General features: G+C 68.9%; 13 protein-coding genes. 7 read left to right on the top strand and 6 right to left on the bottom strand.

Annotated features, from left to right (window positions below; all coding sequences use genetic code 11):
* Window positions 1-52: 52 nt before the first annotated feature.
* On the top strand, window positions 53-1,333 hold the full coding sequence (gene purD / locus OD750_RS13260) for a phosphoribosylamine--glycine ligase (RefSeq protein WP_263545714.1): 1,281 nt from the start codon (window positions 53-55) through the stop codon (window positions 1,331-1,333).
* Between the two features lie 54 nt (window positions 1,334-1,387).
* On the opposite strand, the gene OD750_RS13255 is transcribed toward purD, so the two are convergent.
* On the bottom strand, window positions 1,388-3,049 hold the full coding sequence (locus tag OD750_RS13255) for a tetratricopeptide repeat protein (protein ID WP_263545713.1): 1,662 nt from the start codon (window positions 3,047-3,049) through the stop codon (window positions 1,388-1,390).
* Between the two features lie 134 nt (window positions 3,050-3,183).
* On the opposite strand from OD750_RS13255, the gene OD750_RS13250 reads away from it, so the two are divergent.
* Complete coding sequence (locus OD750_RS13250; protein ID WP_263545712.1) at window positions 3,184-5,073, top strand: MFS transporter; 1,890 nt, start codon at window positions 3,184-3,186, stop codon at window positions 5,071-5,073.
* Window positions 5,070-6,197, top strand: a complete 1,128-nt coding sequence (locus OD750_RS13245) for an MGDG synthase family glycosyltransferase (RefSeq protein WP_263545711.1) — start codon at window positions 5,070-5,072, stop codon at window positions 6,195-6,197. Before OD750_RS13250 ends, OD750_RS13245 begins: the two co-directional genes overlap by 4 nt.
* 4 nt (window positions 6,198-6,201) lie before the next feature.
* On the opposite strand, the gene OD750_RS13240 is transcribed toward OD750_RS13245, so the two are convergent.
* Genes OD750_RS13240 through OD750_RS13225 form a run of 4 tightly spaced genes read right to left on the bottom strand, consistent with a single transcriptional unit; the run spans window position 6,202 to window position 10,202 of the window.
* Window positions 6,202-6,825, bottom strand: coding sequence for a 2-dehydro-3-deoxy-6-phosphogalactonate aldolase (locus OD750_RS13240; protein ID WP_263545710.1), 624 nt, complete (start codon window positions 6,823-6,825; stop codon window positions 6,202-6,204).
* A complete protein-coding gene (locus tag OD750_RS13235; RefSeq protein ID WP_263545709.1) occupies window positions 6,822-7,703 on the bottom strand; it encodes a 2-dehydro-3-deoxygalactonokinase in 882 nt (293 codons plus the stop codon). Before OD750_RS13235 ends, OD750_RS13240 begins: the two co-directional genes overlap by 4 nt.
* A complete protein-coding gene (locus OD750_RS13230; RefSeq protein WP_263545708.1) occupies window positions 7,703-8,461 on the bottom strand; it encodes an SDR family NAD(P)-dependent oxidoreductase in 759 nt (252 codons plus the stop codon). Before OD750_RS13230 ends, OD750_RS13235 begins: the two co-directional genes overlap by 1 nt.
* A 1-nt stretch (window position 8,462) precedes the next feature.
* Window positions 8,463-10,202 (bottom strand): SMP-30/gluconolactonase/LRE family protein, encoded by a 1,740-nt coding sequence (locus tag OD750_RS13225; RefSeq protein ID WP_263545707.1) that lies wholly within the window; start codon window positions 10,200-10,202, stop codon window positions 8,463-8,465.
* Between the two features lie 72 nt (window positions 10,203-10,274).
* Between OD750_RS13225 and OD750_RS13220 the strand changes: the two genes are divergently transcribed.
* The 4 genes from OD750_RS13220 to OD750_RS13205 all read left to right on the top strand — a co-directional run bounded on the left by OD750_RS13220 (window position 10,275) and on the right by OD750_RS13205 (window position 17,123).
* Window positions 10,275-11,426, top strand: a complete 1,152-nt coding sequence (locus OD750_RS13220) for a mandelate racemase/muconate lactonizing enzyme family protein (RefSeq protein WP_263545706.1) — start codon at window positions 10,275-10,277, stop codon at window positions 11,424-11,426.
* A gap of 104 nt (window positions 11,427-11,530) precedes the next feature.
* Window positions 11,531-13,918: a TonB-dependent receptor gene (locus tag OD750_RS13215; protein ID WP_263545705.1), complete on the top strand. Its 2,388-nt coding sequence runs from the start codon at window positions 11,531-11,533 to the stop codon at window positions 13,916-13,918.
* A gap of 19 nt (window positions 13,919-13,937) precedes the next feature.
* A complete protein-coding gene (locus OD750_RS13210; RefSeq protein WP_263545704.1) occupies window positions 13,938-15,662 on the top strand; it encodes a sodium:solute symporter family transporter in 1,725 nt (574 codons plus the stop codon).
* Between the two features lie 36 nt (window positions 15,663-15,698).
* Complete coding sequence (locus OD750_RS13205; RefSeq protein WP_263545703.1) at window positions 15,699-17,123, top strand: hypothetical protein; 1,425 nt, start codon at window positions 15,699-15,701, stop codon at window positions 17,121-17,123.
* A 59-nt stretch (window positions 17,124-17,182) separates the two neighbouring features.
* On the opposite strand, the gene OD750_RS13200 is transcribed toward OD750_RS13205, so the two are convergent.
* Complete coding sequence (locus tag OD750_RS13200) at window positions 17,183-18,166, bottom strand: alpha/beta hydrolase (RefSeq protein ID WP_263545702.1); 984 nt, start codon at window positions 18,164-18,166, stop codon at window positions 17,183-17,185.
* Between the last annotated feature and the right edge of the window lie 19 nt (window positions 18,167-18,185).

Below are 18,185 nucleotides of genomic sequence, written 5' to 3'. Positions count from 1 at the left end.
GACGGCGCCGACCCGGTAGAATTGCGCCCCCTCGCCTCAACGCGACACTCTCATGAAAATTCTCGTCATCGGCTCGGGCGGTCGCGAACACGCGCTCGCGTGGAAGATCAGGCAGTCGCCGCGCGTTTCCGAGGTCATCGTCGCGCCCGGCAACGCCGGTACCGCGCACGAGCACGGCGTGCGCAACGCCGCGGTCGCGATGACCGACATCGACGGCCTGCTCGCACTGGCGCAGCGCGAAGCCGTCGCTTTGACGATCGTCGGCCCCGAAGCGCCGCTGGTGGCCGGCGTCGTCGACCGCTTCCGCGCCGCCGGCCTGCGGTGCTTCGGGCCGCGCCGCATCGCCGCCCAGCTCGAAGGTTCCAAGGCGTTCGCGAAGGATTTTCTGCACCGGCGCAATATTCCGACCGCGCGCTACGCCGTGTTCACCGACCTCGATCCGGCGCTCGCGTACGTGCGCAAGCACGGCGCGCCGATCGTCATCAAGGCCGACGGCCTCGCCGCCGGCAAGGGCGTCGTCGTCGCACTGACGCTGACCGACGCCGAACAGGCGCTGCACGACATGCTCGGCGCGCATTCGCTCGGCGACGCGTCGGCGCGCGTCGTGATCGAGGAATTTCTAGAAGGCGAGGAAGCCAGCTACATCGTCATCAGCGACGGCCACACCGCGCTGCCGATGGCGACGAGCCAGGACCACAAGCGCCGCGACGAAGGCGACCTCGGCCCCAACACCGGCGGCATGGGCGCGTACTCGCCCGCGCCGGTCGTCACGCCCGAGGTCGAGCGGCGGATTCTCAAGGAGGTGATCGAACCCACGCTCGCCGGCATGGCCGCCGAAGGCGCGCCGTTCATCGGTTTTCTCTACGCCGGTCTCATGATCGACAAGAGCGGCGCGCCGAAGGTCATCGAATTCAACGTGCGCTTCGGCGATCCTGAAACGCAGCCGATCATGCTGCGCCTGAAGTCCGATCTCGTCGATCTCGTCGAAGCCGCGCTCGACGGCCGGCTCGACCGCACCGAAGCCGAATGGGACGCGCGGCCGGCGCTCGGCGTCGTCGTCGCGGCCCAGGGCTATCCCGGTCCGGTGCGCCAGGGCGACCGTATCCGGGGGCTCGACCGCCCCGCGCCGGCCGGCTCGAAGGTGTTCCAGGCCGGCACGAAGCTCGACGACGAAGGCCACGCGATCAGCGCCGGCGGGCGCGTGCTGACGGTCTGCGCGCTCGGCGACGACGTCGCCCAGGCGCGCGACCGCGCCTACGCGCTCGCGCACGAGGTGCAGTTCGAAGGCATGTTCTATCGGCGCGACATCGGGCATCGCGCGCTGCACCGCTGACGGCGACGCGACCGGCGGAACGGCTTCCGCCGGTCGTGCATCACGCGGACGGGATCAGCCTGCCGGCTTTTCCGCGGGTTTCGCCGCCGCCGGTTGCGCGGGCAGCGCCGGCGCCGGCTGCAGGCGCTCGGGCTTGAAGAACGGGCTCGTGCTCGGCCACGGCCGCTCGGGCTTCTGCTTGGCCTGGAACTGCTTGAAGAACTCCTGGAACGGCGCCGACGCCGGCGTGCCGCCGTCGCGCACCGCGGCGAAGATCGCGCCGCCCTGCAGCTGCACCGCATCGTCGAACTTGCCGGCCGCCGCCGCCGCGAGCGCGAACGCCTCGGTCACCTGCGGCATCGGCCGCTGCACGTACAGCTTGCGGCCGATGTCGAGCGCGAGCGAACGCTCGGTGTCGTTCGCGGCCGGGCACGTGCTCGCGACGCGCACGAACACCTGCGCGAGAAAGCCCTGGCGCTGGTTGCCGCGCATCCCATCGTTCAATTCCTTGAGCGATTCGGCGCAGCGGCCGTTTGCGACCTGCGCACCGACGATGTGGCCGTAGACCTCGAAGCGCTGCGGGTCGATCACGAGAATCTGACGGTACTGTTCGACGGCCTGACCGTACTGCGCCTTGCGCATCAGATAGTTGCCGAGCAAGAGCCGCGCCTCGGCCGCGTTGGGATCGGCGCGGATCGCGCTTTCGTAGTCGCGCCGGGCCGCTTCCTCGTCGCCGGCGGTTTCGTTGACGACGCCGCGTGTCAGGAACGCCTGCGCGTCGTTCGGCGCCGCGCGCAGCGCCTCGGCCGCGCGCGATGCCGCCGCGCTGCGGTTGCCCGCGAGCGCTTCGGTGCGCGCGTACAGTCCGAGCACGCCGATGTCGCCGGGCGCCTGCTTGAGCGCCGCGTCGAGTTCCTTGCGCGCCTCGTCGTACTGGCGCGCGGCGATGTGGCGCGACGCGCGCACGATCGGATTGCTCTCGTCGGGCGCCGCGGTCTGCGCGCCGCCGCCGAGAAAGCCCTGGGCGAGCGGATCGCCCATCACCGGCGGCGTGTTGCCGGCTTTCGCCCTCGCCGCCTGCGCGGCGCTCGCGTTGCCCTGGGCCTGGTACGCGTCGGCCTGGAGCGCGTACACGCTCGTCGCGTCGGGGTCGAGCTTGAGCGCCTCGTTCGACGCCGACAGCGCGTCGGCGTAGCGCTTCTGCTTGAGCGCGATCTCCGCGCGCATCGCGTGCAGCTTCGCGGCGCTGCCGAAATCCTTCACGCCGTCGTCGGTGATCTGGCGCGCGCGATCGAGATTGCCCTGCTCGATCAGCGCCGTCGCGAGCGCGATGCGGATCGGCAGATACGACTTGTCGACGAGAAACGCGCGCTCGAAATAGTCGCGGGCGGCGGCCTGCTGCTTGCGCGCGTTCGCCAGCACGCCCTGCAGGTAGATCCAGCGGCCGTCTTCGGGCACGACCACGACGGCGTTGTCGAGCGCGATCGCGGCGATGTCGGGAAAGCCGGCGGCGTAGTACGACGAGGCCATCATCGCGTAGGCCTGCGCCAGCGGCGGACCGATCAGGTCCTTTCTCGCCTTCTCGAAGTCGGCGCGATTCTTGGTCAGCTGCTCGGCCTGCGCCTTGTCGATCTGACCGAGGTTCGGCTCCGGCAGCGGCTTGAGCGCGGATTCCGCGCAAGCGGCCGTCGCGGCGAGGCTGAGAATCAGCGCGGAGGCGATGCGGGTGAATTTCATGGGGTCGACGGGGCCTGAACCTTGAGAAACCGCAAGTTTAGCCGGTACGCCTGAATGGTGCGTTCCCGAGCGGAAAACATTCACGCGACGCCGGGCTCTGCTAGGCTCCGGCGCGATCCCCGGGGAAAGCTTCCATGTCGGAATCGAACCAGTTCGCCCTGCTCCGCTCGCGCCGCTTCGGGCCGTTCTTCTGGACGCAGGCGCTCGGCGCTTTCAACGACAACGTCTTCAAGAACGCGCTCGTCATTCTCGTCGTCTATCAGATCGCCGCGGCGTCGAGCGCCGACAGCGCGTTCTACACGAACCTCGCGGCCGGCCTGTTCATCCTGCCGTTCCTGCTGTTCTCGGCCACGAGCGGCCAGTTGTCGGACAAGTTCGACAAGGCGCGCATCGCGCAATGGGTCAAGGCGCTGGAACTGGCGATCATGGTGGTCGCGGTCGCCGGCTTCGTCTGGCGCAACATCCCGCTCCTGATGACGCTGCTGTTCCTGATGGGACTGCACTCGACCATTTTCGGACCGCTCAAATACGGCCTCCTGCCGCAGGTGCTCGACGAGCGCGAACTCGTCGGCGGCAACGGCCTGATCGAGATGGCGACGTTCCTGGCGATCCTGCTCGGCCAGAACCTCGGCGCGACGCTGATCGCGATACCCGACACCGGCGCGTGGCTCGTCGGCGGCGCGACGATCCTGATCGCCCTCGTCGGCCTCGGCTGCTCGCTGATGATGCCGAAGGTCCCCTCGCCGGCACCCGACCTCAAGATCAACTGGAATCCGTTCAGCGAGACCTGGAACAACCTCACCTACATCCGCGGCAACCGCGCGGTGTTCCTGTCGTGCCTCGGCATCTCGTGGTTCTGGTTCTTCGGCTCGGTGTTCATCACGCAGCTGCCGAGCTACGCCAAGTACGTGATCGGCGGCGACGCGGGCGTCTACACGTTCCTGCTGACCGTGTTCTCGCTCGGCATCGGCCTGGGCTCGCTGCTGTGCGAGCGCCTGTCGGGCCACAAGGTGGAAATCGGCCTCGTGCCGTTCGGATCGATCGGCATGACGCTGTTCGGCGTCGACATGTATTTCGCCAAGCCCGATCTCGCCGTGGCGCAGGGTCTGCACGTCGCGCAGCTGCTGTCGCAGCCGTGGGTGTGGCGCGTGCTCGTCGACATCTTCCTGATGGCCGTGTTCTCCGGCTTCTTCATCGTGCCGCTGTTCGCGCTGATCCAGACGCGCTCGGACCCCGCCCGCCGCTCGCGCGTGATCGCCGCGAACAACATCTTGAACGCACTGTTCATGGTCGTCGCGGCCGGCCTGTCGGCGGTGCTGCTCAACGCCGCGGGCCTGTCGATTCCGGGCCTGCTGCTCGCCACCGCGCTGATGAACGCCGTCGTCGCGATCTACATCTACACGCTGGTGCCCGAGTTCCTGATGCGGTTCCTGTCGTGGATCCTCGTCAACACGCTGTACCGCATCAAGCTCGACGGGCTCGAGCGCATTCCCGACACCGGCGCGGCGCTCCTCGTGTGCAACCACGTCAGCTACATGGACGCGCTGATCATCGGCGGCAGCGTGCGCCGGCCGGTGCGCTTCGTCATGTACTACAAGATTTTCAACATCCCGGTGTTGAGCTTCATCTTCCGCACGGCCAAGGCGATTCCGATCGCGGGCTCGAAGGAAGATCCCGAACTGCTGGCCAAGGCCTTCGACGCGGTCGACGCCACGCTCGCCGAGGGCGAACTCGTGTGCATCTTCCCGGAAGGCGGCCTGACGCGCGACGGCGACATCGCGCAGTTCAGGAGCGGCGTGGAAAAAATCCTCGCGCGCCGGCCGGTGCCGGTCGTGCCGCTCGCGCTGCGCGGCCTGTGGGGCTCGGTGTTCAGCCGCCGCGACACCGCGCTGGGCCGCTCGCGTCTGCCGCGCCGGTTCTGGTCGAAGATCGGCCTCGCCGCGAGCGATCCGGTGCCGGCCGCCGAAGCGACCGCCGAGGCGCTCGAAGCGAAGGTGAAAACCTTGCGCGGCGACTGGGCGTGAGCGCACCGCGGCTGTTGCTGCTCTCCGTCTCGGCCGGCGCCGGCCACGCGCGCGCGGCCGAAGCGCTGCGCGTCGCGGCGCAGGCGCACTACGGTGCGCAAGCGCTGCATCTGGACGTGATGGATCACGTGACCGCCGCGTTCCGCAAACTGTATACCGATTACTATTTGCGCCTCGTGGACAAGTATCCGGCGCTCTGGGCGCAGCTGTACCGCATCACGAACGAAACGCCGGCCGATGCGCCCGGCGCGCGCCTGCGCCGCGGCATCGAGCGCCTGAACGCACGCGATCTGCGCAAGGCGATCGCCGCGTTCGCGCCGGACATCGTCATCTGCACGCATTTCCTGCCGGCGGAGCTGTTGCTGCGCGAACGCGAGCGCGGACGGCTCGATGCGCCGGTGTGGGTGCAGGTCACCGATTTCGACCTGCACGCGCTGTGGGAAGTGCCGCGCATGGCCGGCTATTTCGCGGCGAGCGACGAGGTCGCGTATCGCATGCGCGCGCGCGGCCTGCCGGCCGAGCGCGTGCACGTCACCGGCATTCCGATCATGCCGGCGTTCGCCGAGATTCCCGACCGCGCCGACTGCGCGCGCGAGCTCGGGCTCGATCCGGCCAGGACCACGTTGCTGCTGATGGGCGGCGGCGCCGGCGTCGGCGCGCTCGACGAGGCGGCGGCAACGCTGCTCGCGCTCGACGTCGATTTCCAGCTGATCGCGCTCGCCGGCCGCAACGCGGCGATGCTCGAAAAACTCCAGGCGCTCGCGCAGCGCCATCCCGGCCGGCTGTTTCCGCACGGCTATACGAACCGCATCGAGCGGCTGATGGGCGCGGCCGATCTCGCAGTCAGCAAGCCCGGCGGCCTCACGACGTCCGAGTGCCTCGCGCTCGGCCTGCCGATGATCGTGTTCGCGCCGATACCGGGCCAGGAAGAACGCAACTGCGACTACCTGCTCGAGCACGGCGCCGCGTTGAAGGCCGTCGACGCGACCGCGCTCGAATACCGCGTGCGCGAGCTCGTCGCCGATCCGGCACGGCTCGCCGCGATGCGCGCGAATGCACGCCGGCTCGGCACGCCATATGCGGCACGCGCGGTACTCGACCGGGTGTTCGCGCGCAACGCCTGACGGTTCACCGCCGGTTCGTGGCGGCTTGCCAGGCGTGCACGAACGCCTCGGCGTTGCGCCGGATCGTCGCCGGCGCCATGCCCGGCTTGTAGAGCGCCGATCCCACGCCGATGCCATCGGCGCCGGCCGCGCGCCACTCCGCGACGTTTTCCGGCGACACGCCGCCGACCGCGTACACGCGCGTCGCCGGCGGCAGCACCGCGCGCAGCGCGCGCAGACCGGACGGACCGGCGACTTCCGCCGGAAACAGCTTCAGGCCGTGCGCGCCGGCGCGCAGCGCGCGAAACGCTTCGGTCGGCGTGAACACGCCGGGCAACGCGATCAATCCGCGCCGGCGCGTCGCCGCGATCACGTCCGTATCGGCGTCGGGCGATACGACGAGTTCGGCGCCCGCGTCGGCGACCGCGTCGACATCGGCCGGCGTCAGCACGGTGCCGGCGCCGACGAGCGCGCGCCCGAGAAAACGTTGCGCGAGCGCGCGCACGCTGTCGCATGCGCGCGGCGAATTGAGCGGCACTTCCAGCGCGCGGATACCGGCGGCACACAGCGCCTCGCCGACATCGACCGCCTCGTCGACGCGCAGGCCGCGCAGGATCGCGACGATCGGAGCGTCGAGCCCCGGCGTCATGCGCGCAACGTCCCGTTCGACACGCGCAGCAGGCCGCGTGCGACGCAGGCTTCGGCGTCGACGGCCGCGACCGCGACGCCGCAGAGGGCCAGGGCGCGCGCATAGCGCCGCGCCAGCGCCGGCGCGCCGACGAGGCGGCAGGCCGCCGGCACGAGATCGGCGCACGCCGCGATTTCGGCGCCGATCACGAGGCCGGACAGATAGTCGTAAACCTCGCCCGCCGCGAGCGTTCCGGCGACGTAGCCGATGCGTGCCGAGAACAGCGCGGTCGGCAGCGGCGAGGCGCGGCCCGCCTCGACGCCGCGCTCGAACGCCGGCCACGCGGGCGCGTCGGGAATGGGAGCTGTCGCCTGCCAGCGCGGCCACAGCGCCGCGAACAGTTCGCCGGTGACGCAGGTGCGAAAAGTGGAAATATGTCCGTCGACCACGCGTATCCATTTGGAATGCGTGCCCGGACACAGCACGAGTTCGTCGTCCGCCGCCGGCGCAAGACCGATCGCCTGCGTTTCTTCGCCGCGCATGACGTCGCGCAGCGCATCGCCGTCTTCGCATTTGACGCCCGGCACCAGGCACACGCCCGGCTCGACCTCGACGAGCCCCGCGTGCAGCGCCGCGGCGTTCGCGGGACATGGCAGATACGGCACTTCCCGCCAGCCGTTGCGCGCGCCGGCCATGCCGCAGACGACGACCGGCAGGCCGTCACCGCGCCAGTCGCCGATCACGCGCGCGAGTTCCGCGGCATGCGTGCCGGACGGCAGCGATGCCGCGCCGACTTCCGCGCTGCGGCGCGCGAGCACCGTCGCGTCGTCGCCGACGAGCATCGCGCGCAGGTTCGTCGAGCCCCAGTCGACGCCGATCAGTGCGGGTCGCGGGGTCATCAGATCACGCCGCCGTCGAGGATGTACGTCTGGCCGGTGCACAGCGCGCTCTCGTCGGCGCAAAGCCACAGCGCGAGTTCGGCGACGTGCTCGGGCCGCAGATGCGTTTTCAGGCATTGCCGGTCGAGATAGCGCTGGAACTTCGACGGATCGGCGGCGCCTTTCGCGAGCTGCCGCTCGGTCAGCACCCAGCCCGGCGCGATCGCGTTGACGCGAATGTTGTCGGCGCCGAGTTCGCGCGCGAGGCTTTTCGTCAGGCCGGCGACCGCCGATTTCAGCGTCGCGTATACCGGTACGCCCGCCGCCCCCATCATCCAGGCGATCGAGCCGAGGTTGACGATTGCGCCGCGCCGCGCCGCGCGCATGCCGGCGGACACTGCCTGCGCGAGGAAGAACTGATGCCGCAGATTCACCGCGACGCGGTCGTCCCAGTCGGCGACGGTCACTTCCGCGAGCGGCTGCGCCGTATCGTTGCCGGCGTTGTTGACGAGCGCGTGCGCCGCGCGTCCGCCGAGCAGCGTATCGACCGTCTGCAGCGTGCGCTCGATGTCGCGCAGATCGACGAGGGCGCAGCGCGGTGGCGGCAGGCCGCGGTCGACGACGCGCGCGACGGTCCGCGCGGCGCCGTCGGCATCGACGTCGACGAAAGCGACGTCGGCATGCTGCGCCGCGAACGCCTCGACGATCGCCGCGCCGATGCCGCCGCCGCCGCCGGTGACGAGCACGAGCCGGCCGGACAGCGAAGGATAGGTCGCCATCTCAGCCGCCGTATTCGCCGACCGGCGTGCCGGCTACGTCGACCTGCACCGCGAGGATGCTGCCCGACAGCGGCGCCGCGGCAAGCTGCGTCGCCGAGAGGCGGATGCGCGCGGACGTCACGAACAGCGTCTTCAGCCCTTCCGCGCCGAACGCGCAGCTCGTCGGCCGCGGCACCGGCAGCGAGATCGTGCGTTCGAGCACGCCGTCCGGCGCATAGCGCCGGATCGCCCAGCCGTCCCACATCGCGCACCAGACGTGGCCTTGCGCATCGACCGCGAGTCCGTCCGGCATGCCGTCGGCTTCCTGGAATCTGGCGAACACGGTCTTGTTCGACAGCGTGCCGGCGGCGAGGTCGAAGTCGTAGACGTAGATTTCGCGTCGCCCCGAATCGGCGAGATAGAAACGCTTCGCGTCGGGACTCCAGCCGAGTCCGTTGCAGATGTGGAATCCGCTTTCGATCTCGCGCAGCGTGCCGTCGACGTCGAGGCAGTACAGCGAACCGCCGCCCGGGCCGGCGTCGAGCGCGAGCGTGCCGGCCCAGAGCCGGCCGGCGGCGTCGCATTTGCCGTCGTTGAAGCGGCGTCCGGCCATGCCGGGCGGGCTCGCCAGCGCCGCCATCTCGCCGGTCTGCGGATTGACGCTGCGAAAACCGCTCTGCGTCGCCGCGACGTAGCCGCCGCGCCGGCGCGGCACGACCACGCCGACGAGTTCGGACAGCGCCGTCGTGCGCGTATCGCCGTTCGCGACGTTCGACAGGTGAATCGCCGGCGCGAGAATGTCCACCCACAACAGCGACTGACCGTTGCCGAGCCAGTGCGGCCCTTCGCCGAGAAACGCGCTCGAAGGAACGACACACCGCACCTGGCCGTCGGCGGCATGAGCGGGGCTGACGGCCGTAGAAATCGACATAAAAGTTTCACCAACGTTGCCGGATACGCGGCGCGCGGATTCGATCACGTCGCGCCCGAGCGCGTGCAGCCGGTCGGAGGGCAGCCGGAACGACGGACCGCTGATGCTGATCGCACCGATCGATTCGCCGCGGTGGTTGAGGATCGGGGCCGCGACGGCGCTGACGCCGATCGCCTGCTCTTCGACCGAGATCGCGTAGCCGCGCGCTTTCGTCAGATCGAGTTCGCGCTGCATCTCCAGCGGATTCAAGATCGAGTTCGGCGTCATCGCGCGCAGCGAGCGGCCGGAGAAATAGCGCTGCAGTTCTTCCGGCGGCCGGTACGCGAGCAGCGCCTTGCCGATCGCGCTCGCGGTCGCGGGCAGGCGGCTGCCGACGCCGTAGGCCATGCGCATCGGCTGCAGTTCTTCGCGCTGATCGATGATCAGCACCTCGGTGCCGTCGAGCACGCCCAGGCGCGCGGCCTCGTGCGTGAAGTCCCTGAGCCGGATCAGTTCCGGCTCCGCCGCGCTGCGCAGGTCGAATTCGCTCCAGACGCGGTGCGCCATCTCGAACAGCCGATGACCGAGCCGATACGTCTGCGTCGCTTCGTCGACGCGGATCAGGCGAAAGTCGGACAGCGCCTGCAGCATGCGATGCAGCGTGCTCTTCGGCATGCCGGAATACCGCGACAGATCGCCGAACCGCAGCGGATGGGGGGCGTCCGCGATCAGCGCCAACAGACTCAGGCCCTTCGTCAGCGCCTGCGCGCCCGGTATCGCGTCGTAGCGCTTGTCGTCGTCGGCACCGTCGGCCGCGTCGCCGCCGTCGGGGTTTTGTCTCGCCGGAATCATGGACGTTCCCTGTGGTTGATTGTGGTCAGTCTATAATATAGAACGGCGTTCCGACAACTGACGGAGCCCGCCGTGAAAATCGTGGAAGTGAATTACTGGATGGTACGCATGCCCCTGACCGAGTCGATCGCGTGGGCGTCCGGGGCGCGCACCGGCGCGACCCGGCTCGTCGCCCGCATCGAAACCGACGCCGGCATCGTGGGCTGGGGCGAAACGATCTGCCTGATCGAAACGGTACGTGCCGTGTTCGAAAAAGTCGTCGCCGAACTCGCGCTGGGCTACGACGTCAGCCAGGTCGAGCGGTTCGGCCGCCACGTGCTGGGCGCCGGCTACTACCACCACAAGCGCGCCGCGGTAATGGCGATCGCGGCACTCGAAATGGCGATGTGGGACGCCCTCGGCAAGGCCGCGCGACAGCCGCTGCATGCCCTCTGGGGCGGCCTGTGGCGCGCCGACGTGCGCGCGTCGGCGTACCTGTTTCTGAGCGACGCGCGCGCCTGCGCCGACAAGGCGGCGTGGTTCGCCGACCAGGGCTACGACACGTTCAAGGCCAAGATCGGATTCGGCGAGGCCGCCGACGGCGCGATCCTGGAAGCGGTGCGCGCGCGCATCGGCGCGGCGCCGCTGCGCGCCGACGTCAACGGCGCGTGGCATCCGGGCACCGCCAAACGCATGCTGCGCCGCTTCGAATCGCTGGATCTTGCGTACATCGAACAGCCGCTGCCGCTGGAGAACCTCGCCGGCCACGCCGACCTGCGGCGTTCGCAGCCGACACCCGTCGCGCTCGACGAAAGCGCGTACACGCTCGAAGACGTCGCCGCGATCGTACGCGCGGACGCCGCCGACGTGATCCTGCTCGATCCGCACGAGGCGGGCGGGCTCTGGCAGACCATCAAGGCCGCAGCGATCGCCGAGGCGTCCGACCTGTCGGTCACGCTGCACAGCGGCGGCGAACTGGGCCTGTCGCAGGCGGCCTACGTCCATCTCGCCGCGTCGATTCCGAACATGGACATCGCGATCGACACCGAACGCGCGTATCTCGCCGGCGACATCGTGCGCAATCCGCCCGTGCTGCGCGACGGTGGCTACGCCGTGCCGACGGAACCGGGGCTCGGCGTCGAGATCGACGTCGAACAGCTCGAACGCTATCGCGTCGACGCGATTTCCGGCGCCTATCTCGACCCCGCCCGGCCCGGCTGGTTTCCGGTCAAACCAACATACTGAACCGTATTTTGGAATGATGTTCCAAATATAGAAACTGCGTGCTATAACGCACCGCCGACAGGCGCATGCCGACAAAACCAAAGAACCGTTCGGGGGAGGAAGTGATGCGTACTCAATATCTGGTACTGGCCATACTCGCGGTGCTGTGCGCGAACGGGACGGTGCGCGCGGCCGATGTCGCCGCCGGGCCTGCCGAAACCGAAAGCGACCCGGCGTCGGCCGGCGCCGACACGCCTGCCGACGCGCCTGCGACCGCGCCGAACGAAACGAAACAGCCCGCACGGCTCGAATCGATCACGGTCACGGCGCAGCGCCGCGAAGAAGATCCGCAGAAGATTCCGGTCGCCGTCGCGGTCGTCAGCGGCGACGCGCTCGAGCGCGTCAACGCGACCGACATCAGCAACCTCACGGCGATCGTGCCGAGCGTGTCGTTCTCGGCCGGCAACGAACTGCGCAACAACTCGATCCGCGTGCGCGGCGTCGGCACCGACGTGTTCTCGACCGGCGTCGAGGCCAGCGTGTCGACGGTCGTCGACGGCGTCGTGCTGCAGCGTCCCGGCTCGGCGTTCAGCGACCTCGGCGACATCGAACGCGTCGAAGTGCTGCGCGGCCCGCAAGGCACGCTGTTCGGCAAGAACTCGTCGGCCGGCGTGATCAACGTCGTCACGCGCGCGCCGGACTTCGACCGTCAGGGCGGCGAGATGTCCGCGACGATCGCGCAGGACAACGAATATCGCGTCAACGGCAGCGCGTCGGGTCCGCTGTCCGACACCGTCGCGTACCGGTTCGCGGGTTTCTACCGCACGCAGGACGGCAACGTGACCAATCGCGCGAACGGCGACACGGTCAACGACCAGGAAGCGTACGGTTTCCGCGGCAAGCTCGCGTGGAAGCCGGGCGAATCGCCGCTCGAAGTGCTGTTCAGCGCCGACTACTCGAAGCTCGACGCCCGCTGCTGCGCGCTGCCGCTGACCGTCGCGAGCAACAACCCGCGCGCCGTGCCGACCGGCACGCCGGTCGGTCCCGGCAACGACGAGGTCAACAACGACGTCGACCCGTTCGTGCACCAGAAGAACTACGGCGCGTCGATCACCGCCGACTGGACGTTCGGCGACTACACGCTGACGAGCATCACCGCGTACCGCCGTTTCGAAAACGTCAGCGACGTCGACCTCGACAACACGCCGGGCCGCTTCATCCGCCAGAACTTCAACATCGAATCGAGCACGACACGCACGCAGGAACTGCGCCTGACGTCGCCGACCGGCGGCGTGCTCGACTACGTGCTCGGCGCCTACTGGTTCGACGGGTCCGCGTACAACTTCCTCGACCGGCGCGGCCTCAACATCGGCGCGGTCGGCACGATCAATCCGGACGGTTCGATCGTGCCGCTCGTGCCCGGCGACGATGCGATCCTCACCGGCAACTCCGTCGTCGACACGCGCAACGTGTCGGCGTTCGGACAGGCGAACTGGCATCTGTCCGACGCGCTGACGCTGACCGGCGGCCTGCGCCACCTGTGGGAAAACCAGCGGCTGCGCTTCGTGCGCCCGGTCGCGGGTTATTTCAACGGATCGAACCAGGCGCCGACGAATCCGGCGTTCGGTCCCGTCGTCGGCAACTACGACGACAGCGCGACGATCGGCAAGGCGAGCGTGACGTACCGCTTCGCGCCGAAGGTCACCGGCTACGTCAGCTACAGCACCGGCTACAAGAGCGAGGGCCTCGCCGCGACGCTCGGCCTTTCCGCCGCGCAGTTCGCGCGCTTGCCTGCGCCTGCTGAAACCTCGAAGCTCGTCGAAGCGGGATTGAAGACGCAGTTCTTCGACAACCGGCTGCTGCTCAACGTCACCGGCTTTCGCACGCGCTTCGACGACTACCAGGCGCAGACCTTCAATTCGGCCGCGGGACTCGTCGTGCTGACCAGCGCGGGCGGCGTCGCGGTCGACGGCGTCGAAGTGGAATTTACCATTTATCCGTTCGACTACTTCAGCCTCACCGGCGGCGCGACGTTCCTCGACGCGCGCTTCATCGACGTGCCGAACGGCCCCTGCTACACCGGCCAGACCGCAGCGCAGGGCTGCGCGCCGGCGACGCCGGGCGGTCCGGCCGTGCAGAACCTCGACGGCAAGCCGTTCGTCAACGCGCCGGACCGGCGCTACGTGCTGAGCGGCCGCTATCAGGCGCCGCTCTCGGGCGACGTCGACGGGTACGTACAGGCCGATCTGCGCTGGCAGAGCGATGTCGTGTTCGACATTTCGCAGAACCCGAACCTGCGCCAGGGCTCGTACGGCGTCGCGGACCTGTCGTTCGGTCTCGACTTCTCGGGAGGGCAGTACGAAGTCGGCCTGTTCGTCAAGAACCTGTTCGACAAGCAGTACGCGGCGGGCATGATGGCGGTCGGCACGGCCGGCGGCGCGAACGCCTATGCGCAGCAGATTCCGCGCGACTTCCGCCGCTATGCCGGCGTGACGTTCCGCGCGCGCTTCTGATCGTCGCGGAGCCCATGCCATGTCGTTGATCGACACCGTCGTGCTCGCGCTGTATCTCGTCGGCACGCTCGCGATCGGCCTCTACTACGCCAGGCGCAACCGGCGGTCGAAAGACATGTTCGCCGCCGGCGGCAAGTCGCCGTGGTGGGTGTCGGGCCTGAGCGGCTTCATGACGCTCAAGTCGGCGGGCACGTTCGTCGTGTGGGGCGGCCTTGCGTATCGCGAAGGCGTCGTCGCGATCGCGATCAACACGTGCATCGGCGTGTCGGCGATCCTTGTCGGGTTCTTCGTCGCCGGCCGCTGGCGGCGAACCGGCGTGACGACGCCTGCCGAGTTCGTCGAACTGCGGTTCGGTCCGGCCGCCGTGCAGTTCTATACGTGGGCGATGATGGGCGTGCGCATCGTCTCGACCGGCGTCGCGCTGTACGCGGTGTCGGTGATGCTCGTCGCGCTCGTGCCGCTCGAACCCGGCGCGTGGCTGCGCGACCCGGCGACCGGGCATCTGTCGCTGACGTTCGCGGTGCTGCTGTTCGGCGCGATCGTCGTGACGTACACCGTCGCCGGTGGCCTGTGGGCCGTGCTGATGACCGACGTGCTGCAGTTCATCGTGCTGCAGCTCGCGGTGCTGTTCGTGATTCCGCTGTTGTGGCTGCGCGTGCACGACGGCGGCGCGACGGCCGTTCTGCCGGCGACGTTTTTCTCGCCGCTGTCGGACCAGTACACCCTGTGGTTCATGGCCGGCTGGGTCGGCGTGCACTTTTTTCTCGTCGGCGCGGAATGGGCGTTCGCGCAGCGCTACATCTGCGTGCCGAGCGATATCGACGCGAAGAAGAGCGCCTGGCTGTTCGGCGCGCTGTACCTCGTCAGCCCCGCGTTGTGGCTGACGCCGCCGATCCTGTTTCGCATGCTGCGCGCCGACGCCGATCCGGAGCAGGCCTACATCCTCGCCAGCCAGCTCGTGCTGCCGGCCGGCATGCTCGGGCTGATGATGGCGGCGATGTTTTCGGCGACGGCGAGCGCGGTGAGCGGCCAGATCAACGTGTTCGCCGGTGTGCTGACCGAACAGTTCTATCGCCGGCTGTTTCGTCCCGGCGCGAGCGACACCGCGCTCGTCTCGGCCGGGCGCTGGTTCACGCTCGCGATCGGCGCGGCACTGACCGCGGTCGCCCTGCTCGTGCCGCTCATGGGCGGCGCGGAAAAGATCATCCTGACGCTGACCGGCCTGCTGTTCGGCCCGTTGATGGCGCCGATCATCTGGGGCCTGCTGAGCGGTCGCATCGGCCTCGCCGCCGTCGCCGGCTCGGCCTGCACGAGCTTCGCGACGGGCGTCTGGGTCAAGTTCGGCATGAGCGCAGACGGCCCTTTCGGCAGCGGCGCGTTCGCCGCGTGGACGCAGGCGAATCCGCGCATGACCGACGTGCTGATCGGCGCGGTGCTGCCGGTCGTGCTGCTCGCGATCGCGCACGTCATGCGCCGCACCGACCAGCCCGTGTGGCGCGATATCGAAGCGCGCGTCGCCGCCTACGCGCCGACGCCGCTCTCGCCCGGCGAAAGCGTCGACCACGCGCCGGCGCGCATCGTCGCGATCTCGCTCGCGGCGTCCGGCGCACTGACGCTCGCGCTGACGGCGTTCAACCGCGAAGGCCGCGTCGCACTCGCGGTATTCGGCTGCGCGTCGCTCGCGATCGCGTTCGTCGCCTGGCGCATTTCGTCGAGGAACAACAGTGCATTAGTCAATAAATAAACGCCCGTTCGACGGGCTCACCACGGGAGGGAAGTCATGCAACGCAAGCCGCACTTGCTCAAATCCTTGCTGTTCCTCGGTTGCGCCGCGGTCGCGGGCGCCTGGTCGATCGCGGCGTCCGCACAGCAGTACCGCGTACGCCTCGACGTGCCGAAGCAGACGATCTGGGGCCTCGGCGTCGAGATCCAGAGCGACTCCATCGGCTCCGGCAACAACGGCCTGCCCGCGGCGACGACGTCGGTGCCGCACGATCTCGTGCCGAGCGAGCGCACGCGTTTCGCTACCGAAATGATCGGCCGCGGATACGGCTTCCGCTACATCCGCCTCGCGGGCGGCCTGTACTACCGCGGCCTGCGCAACGACGGCAAGAACCTGGTCGAGCGCTGGCCCGAACAGCTGAGCGAACTTGCCGCGCTGATTCGCGATTCGGGCGCGGAAGGCGTCAATTTCGAATATTGGTCGCCGACGCCGGGATGGAAATCGAACAACAGCTACATCGGCGGCAAGCTCAAGCAGTTCGACGCGGCGTTTCTCGGCAGCTTCGGCGACGCGGTAGTCGAAGACATCCGCTACCTGATCGCGAACGACGTGCCGGTCGTCGCGTTCGGCCTGCAGAACGAACCGGTCTATTCGACCGCCTATTCGTCGGCGGTCTACAGCGACGCCGAATACGTCGCGACGTACAACGCCGTCAACGCGAAAGTGCGCGCGGCATTCCCGGGCATCCACCTGCACGCGAACAGTCTCGACGGCCAGAATCGCGCCGCGCTGCGCACCGGCCTCGATCTCGACCTCGTCGACGCATGGACGTGGCACAAGATCGGCGCGAACTCGAACGACCAGATCGCGAACGCCGCGACGTACAACGCGAACAAGCTCGGCAAGGTGGTCTACAACAACGAGTTCGAGTATCTCGACAACACGACGTCCGAAGCGCGCATGATGAACACCGCGCAGTCCGTGATGAACTGGTTCGCGTTCGTCGATTCGCCGACCTGGTACTGGCTGCACGCGCTCAAGCCGACGTACAACGCGGAGGCGCAGGGTTACGCGCTCGGCTACTGGCGGCCGGCCGACGACAACGACTTCACCAAGTACCCGAACATCCAGAAGGGCCACTTCGACTACGAACTGCGCAACTGGCGCGCGCTCGTGGGCTTTCTCGAATGGATGCCGTGGGATTCGCGCCGCTACCAGGTCGACGAGCCGACCGTACGCAACAACCAGCGCATCCTCGCATTCCGCCAAGGCGGCGATACCGGCAAGCTCGTCGTCGTCATGACCAATCGCGACGCGACGACGTTCACGTTCAACGTCGACACCGGCACCGGCACCGTCGGCAACTTCAAAGGCTATCGCTACAACCTCGCCAACTGGAAGCTCGCGCTCGCGACGGTCGCGGGTCCGAGCCTTTCAGTCAGCGTGCCGAAAAACTCGATCGAGTTCTGGGTGCAGCAGTAGCATCGGCCGCCGGCGCTCGCGAGAGCGTCGGCGGTTCTGCTGAATCCGGCACAGAATTTTCACCGGTCGTCGTCGTTGCCGGCGAGAAACGCTTCGATCTCGCGGAACAGCTGCATCCGGCTCGCCTCCAGGTGCGCGCGATGGCCGGCGCGGCTGACGATCGCGTAGCGCTTGAGCGGCGACGCGAGGCGCTCGAACACCCGCAGGCCTTCGGCGGGCGGCGTGACGGCATCCCATTCGCCCTGGATCACCAGTGTCGGGCGATCGATCTTCCCGGGCTCGTACGGCAGCCGGCCGGTGCGCGCGATGTCGCCGATCGCGGCCGACAGGCCCGACGGCACGCGCACCGACGGCGGCTGCCGCCGCGCACCCGGCGGATCGCTCGCCAGGTACGTACGCCACCACGACTCGAACATCGCAAGATCCAGGCGCTTCGCGCTGCGCACCTTCGCTTCGTAGCCCCCGAGCTGCGCATCGCGCGTCGACGCGAACCAGCGTACGGCCTCGGGTTGCGCCGACGCGTCGGGCTCGCCCGGCCCCGGCGTGCCGAACAGCACGAGCCGTTCGACCTTGTCGCCGTGCAGCTGCGTGTAGCGCGCGGCGACGAGCGTGCCGGCCGAGTGCGCAACGACGTCGACACGCGGCGCGCCGGCCTGGGTGCGAACATGCTCGACCGCGCGATCGAGCTGTTCGACCATCGCCTCGATGCCGACGAGCGGCGCGCCGGCCGCGTCGTCCGACGCCATCGCCGGATAGCGATCCGATTCGCCGTAGCCGAGAAAATCGAGCGCGTAGACGTCGAAGCCGGCGGCGTCGAGTTCGTCCATCCACGAACGGCCGCCGATCTTCCACGCCGCCGCGTTCGCGGACGGAAACGTCGCGCCGTGCACGATCAGCACCGGCGCGGCGCGCGACGGCCGCGCGGGCGCCTGATGGCGCAGGTACAGGCGCAGGCCGTCGACGCCGGATGGTATGCGCGCTTCGTCGGCGACGGCGAATCGGGTTAACGTGGCGAGGCACAACAGCAGAAGGATGCGAGACATCGGCGGCACTCCGGGCAAG

Origin of the sequence: Tahibacter soli, assembly GCF_025717065.2 — a bacterium.
Classification (GTDB): domain Bacteria; phylum Pseudomonadota; class Gammaproteobacteria; order Xanthomonadales; family Rhodanobacteraceae; genus Tahibacter; species Tahibacter soli.
This window is presented reverse-complemented; position numbering and strand designations above follow the sequence as displayed.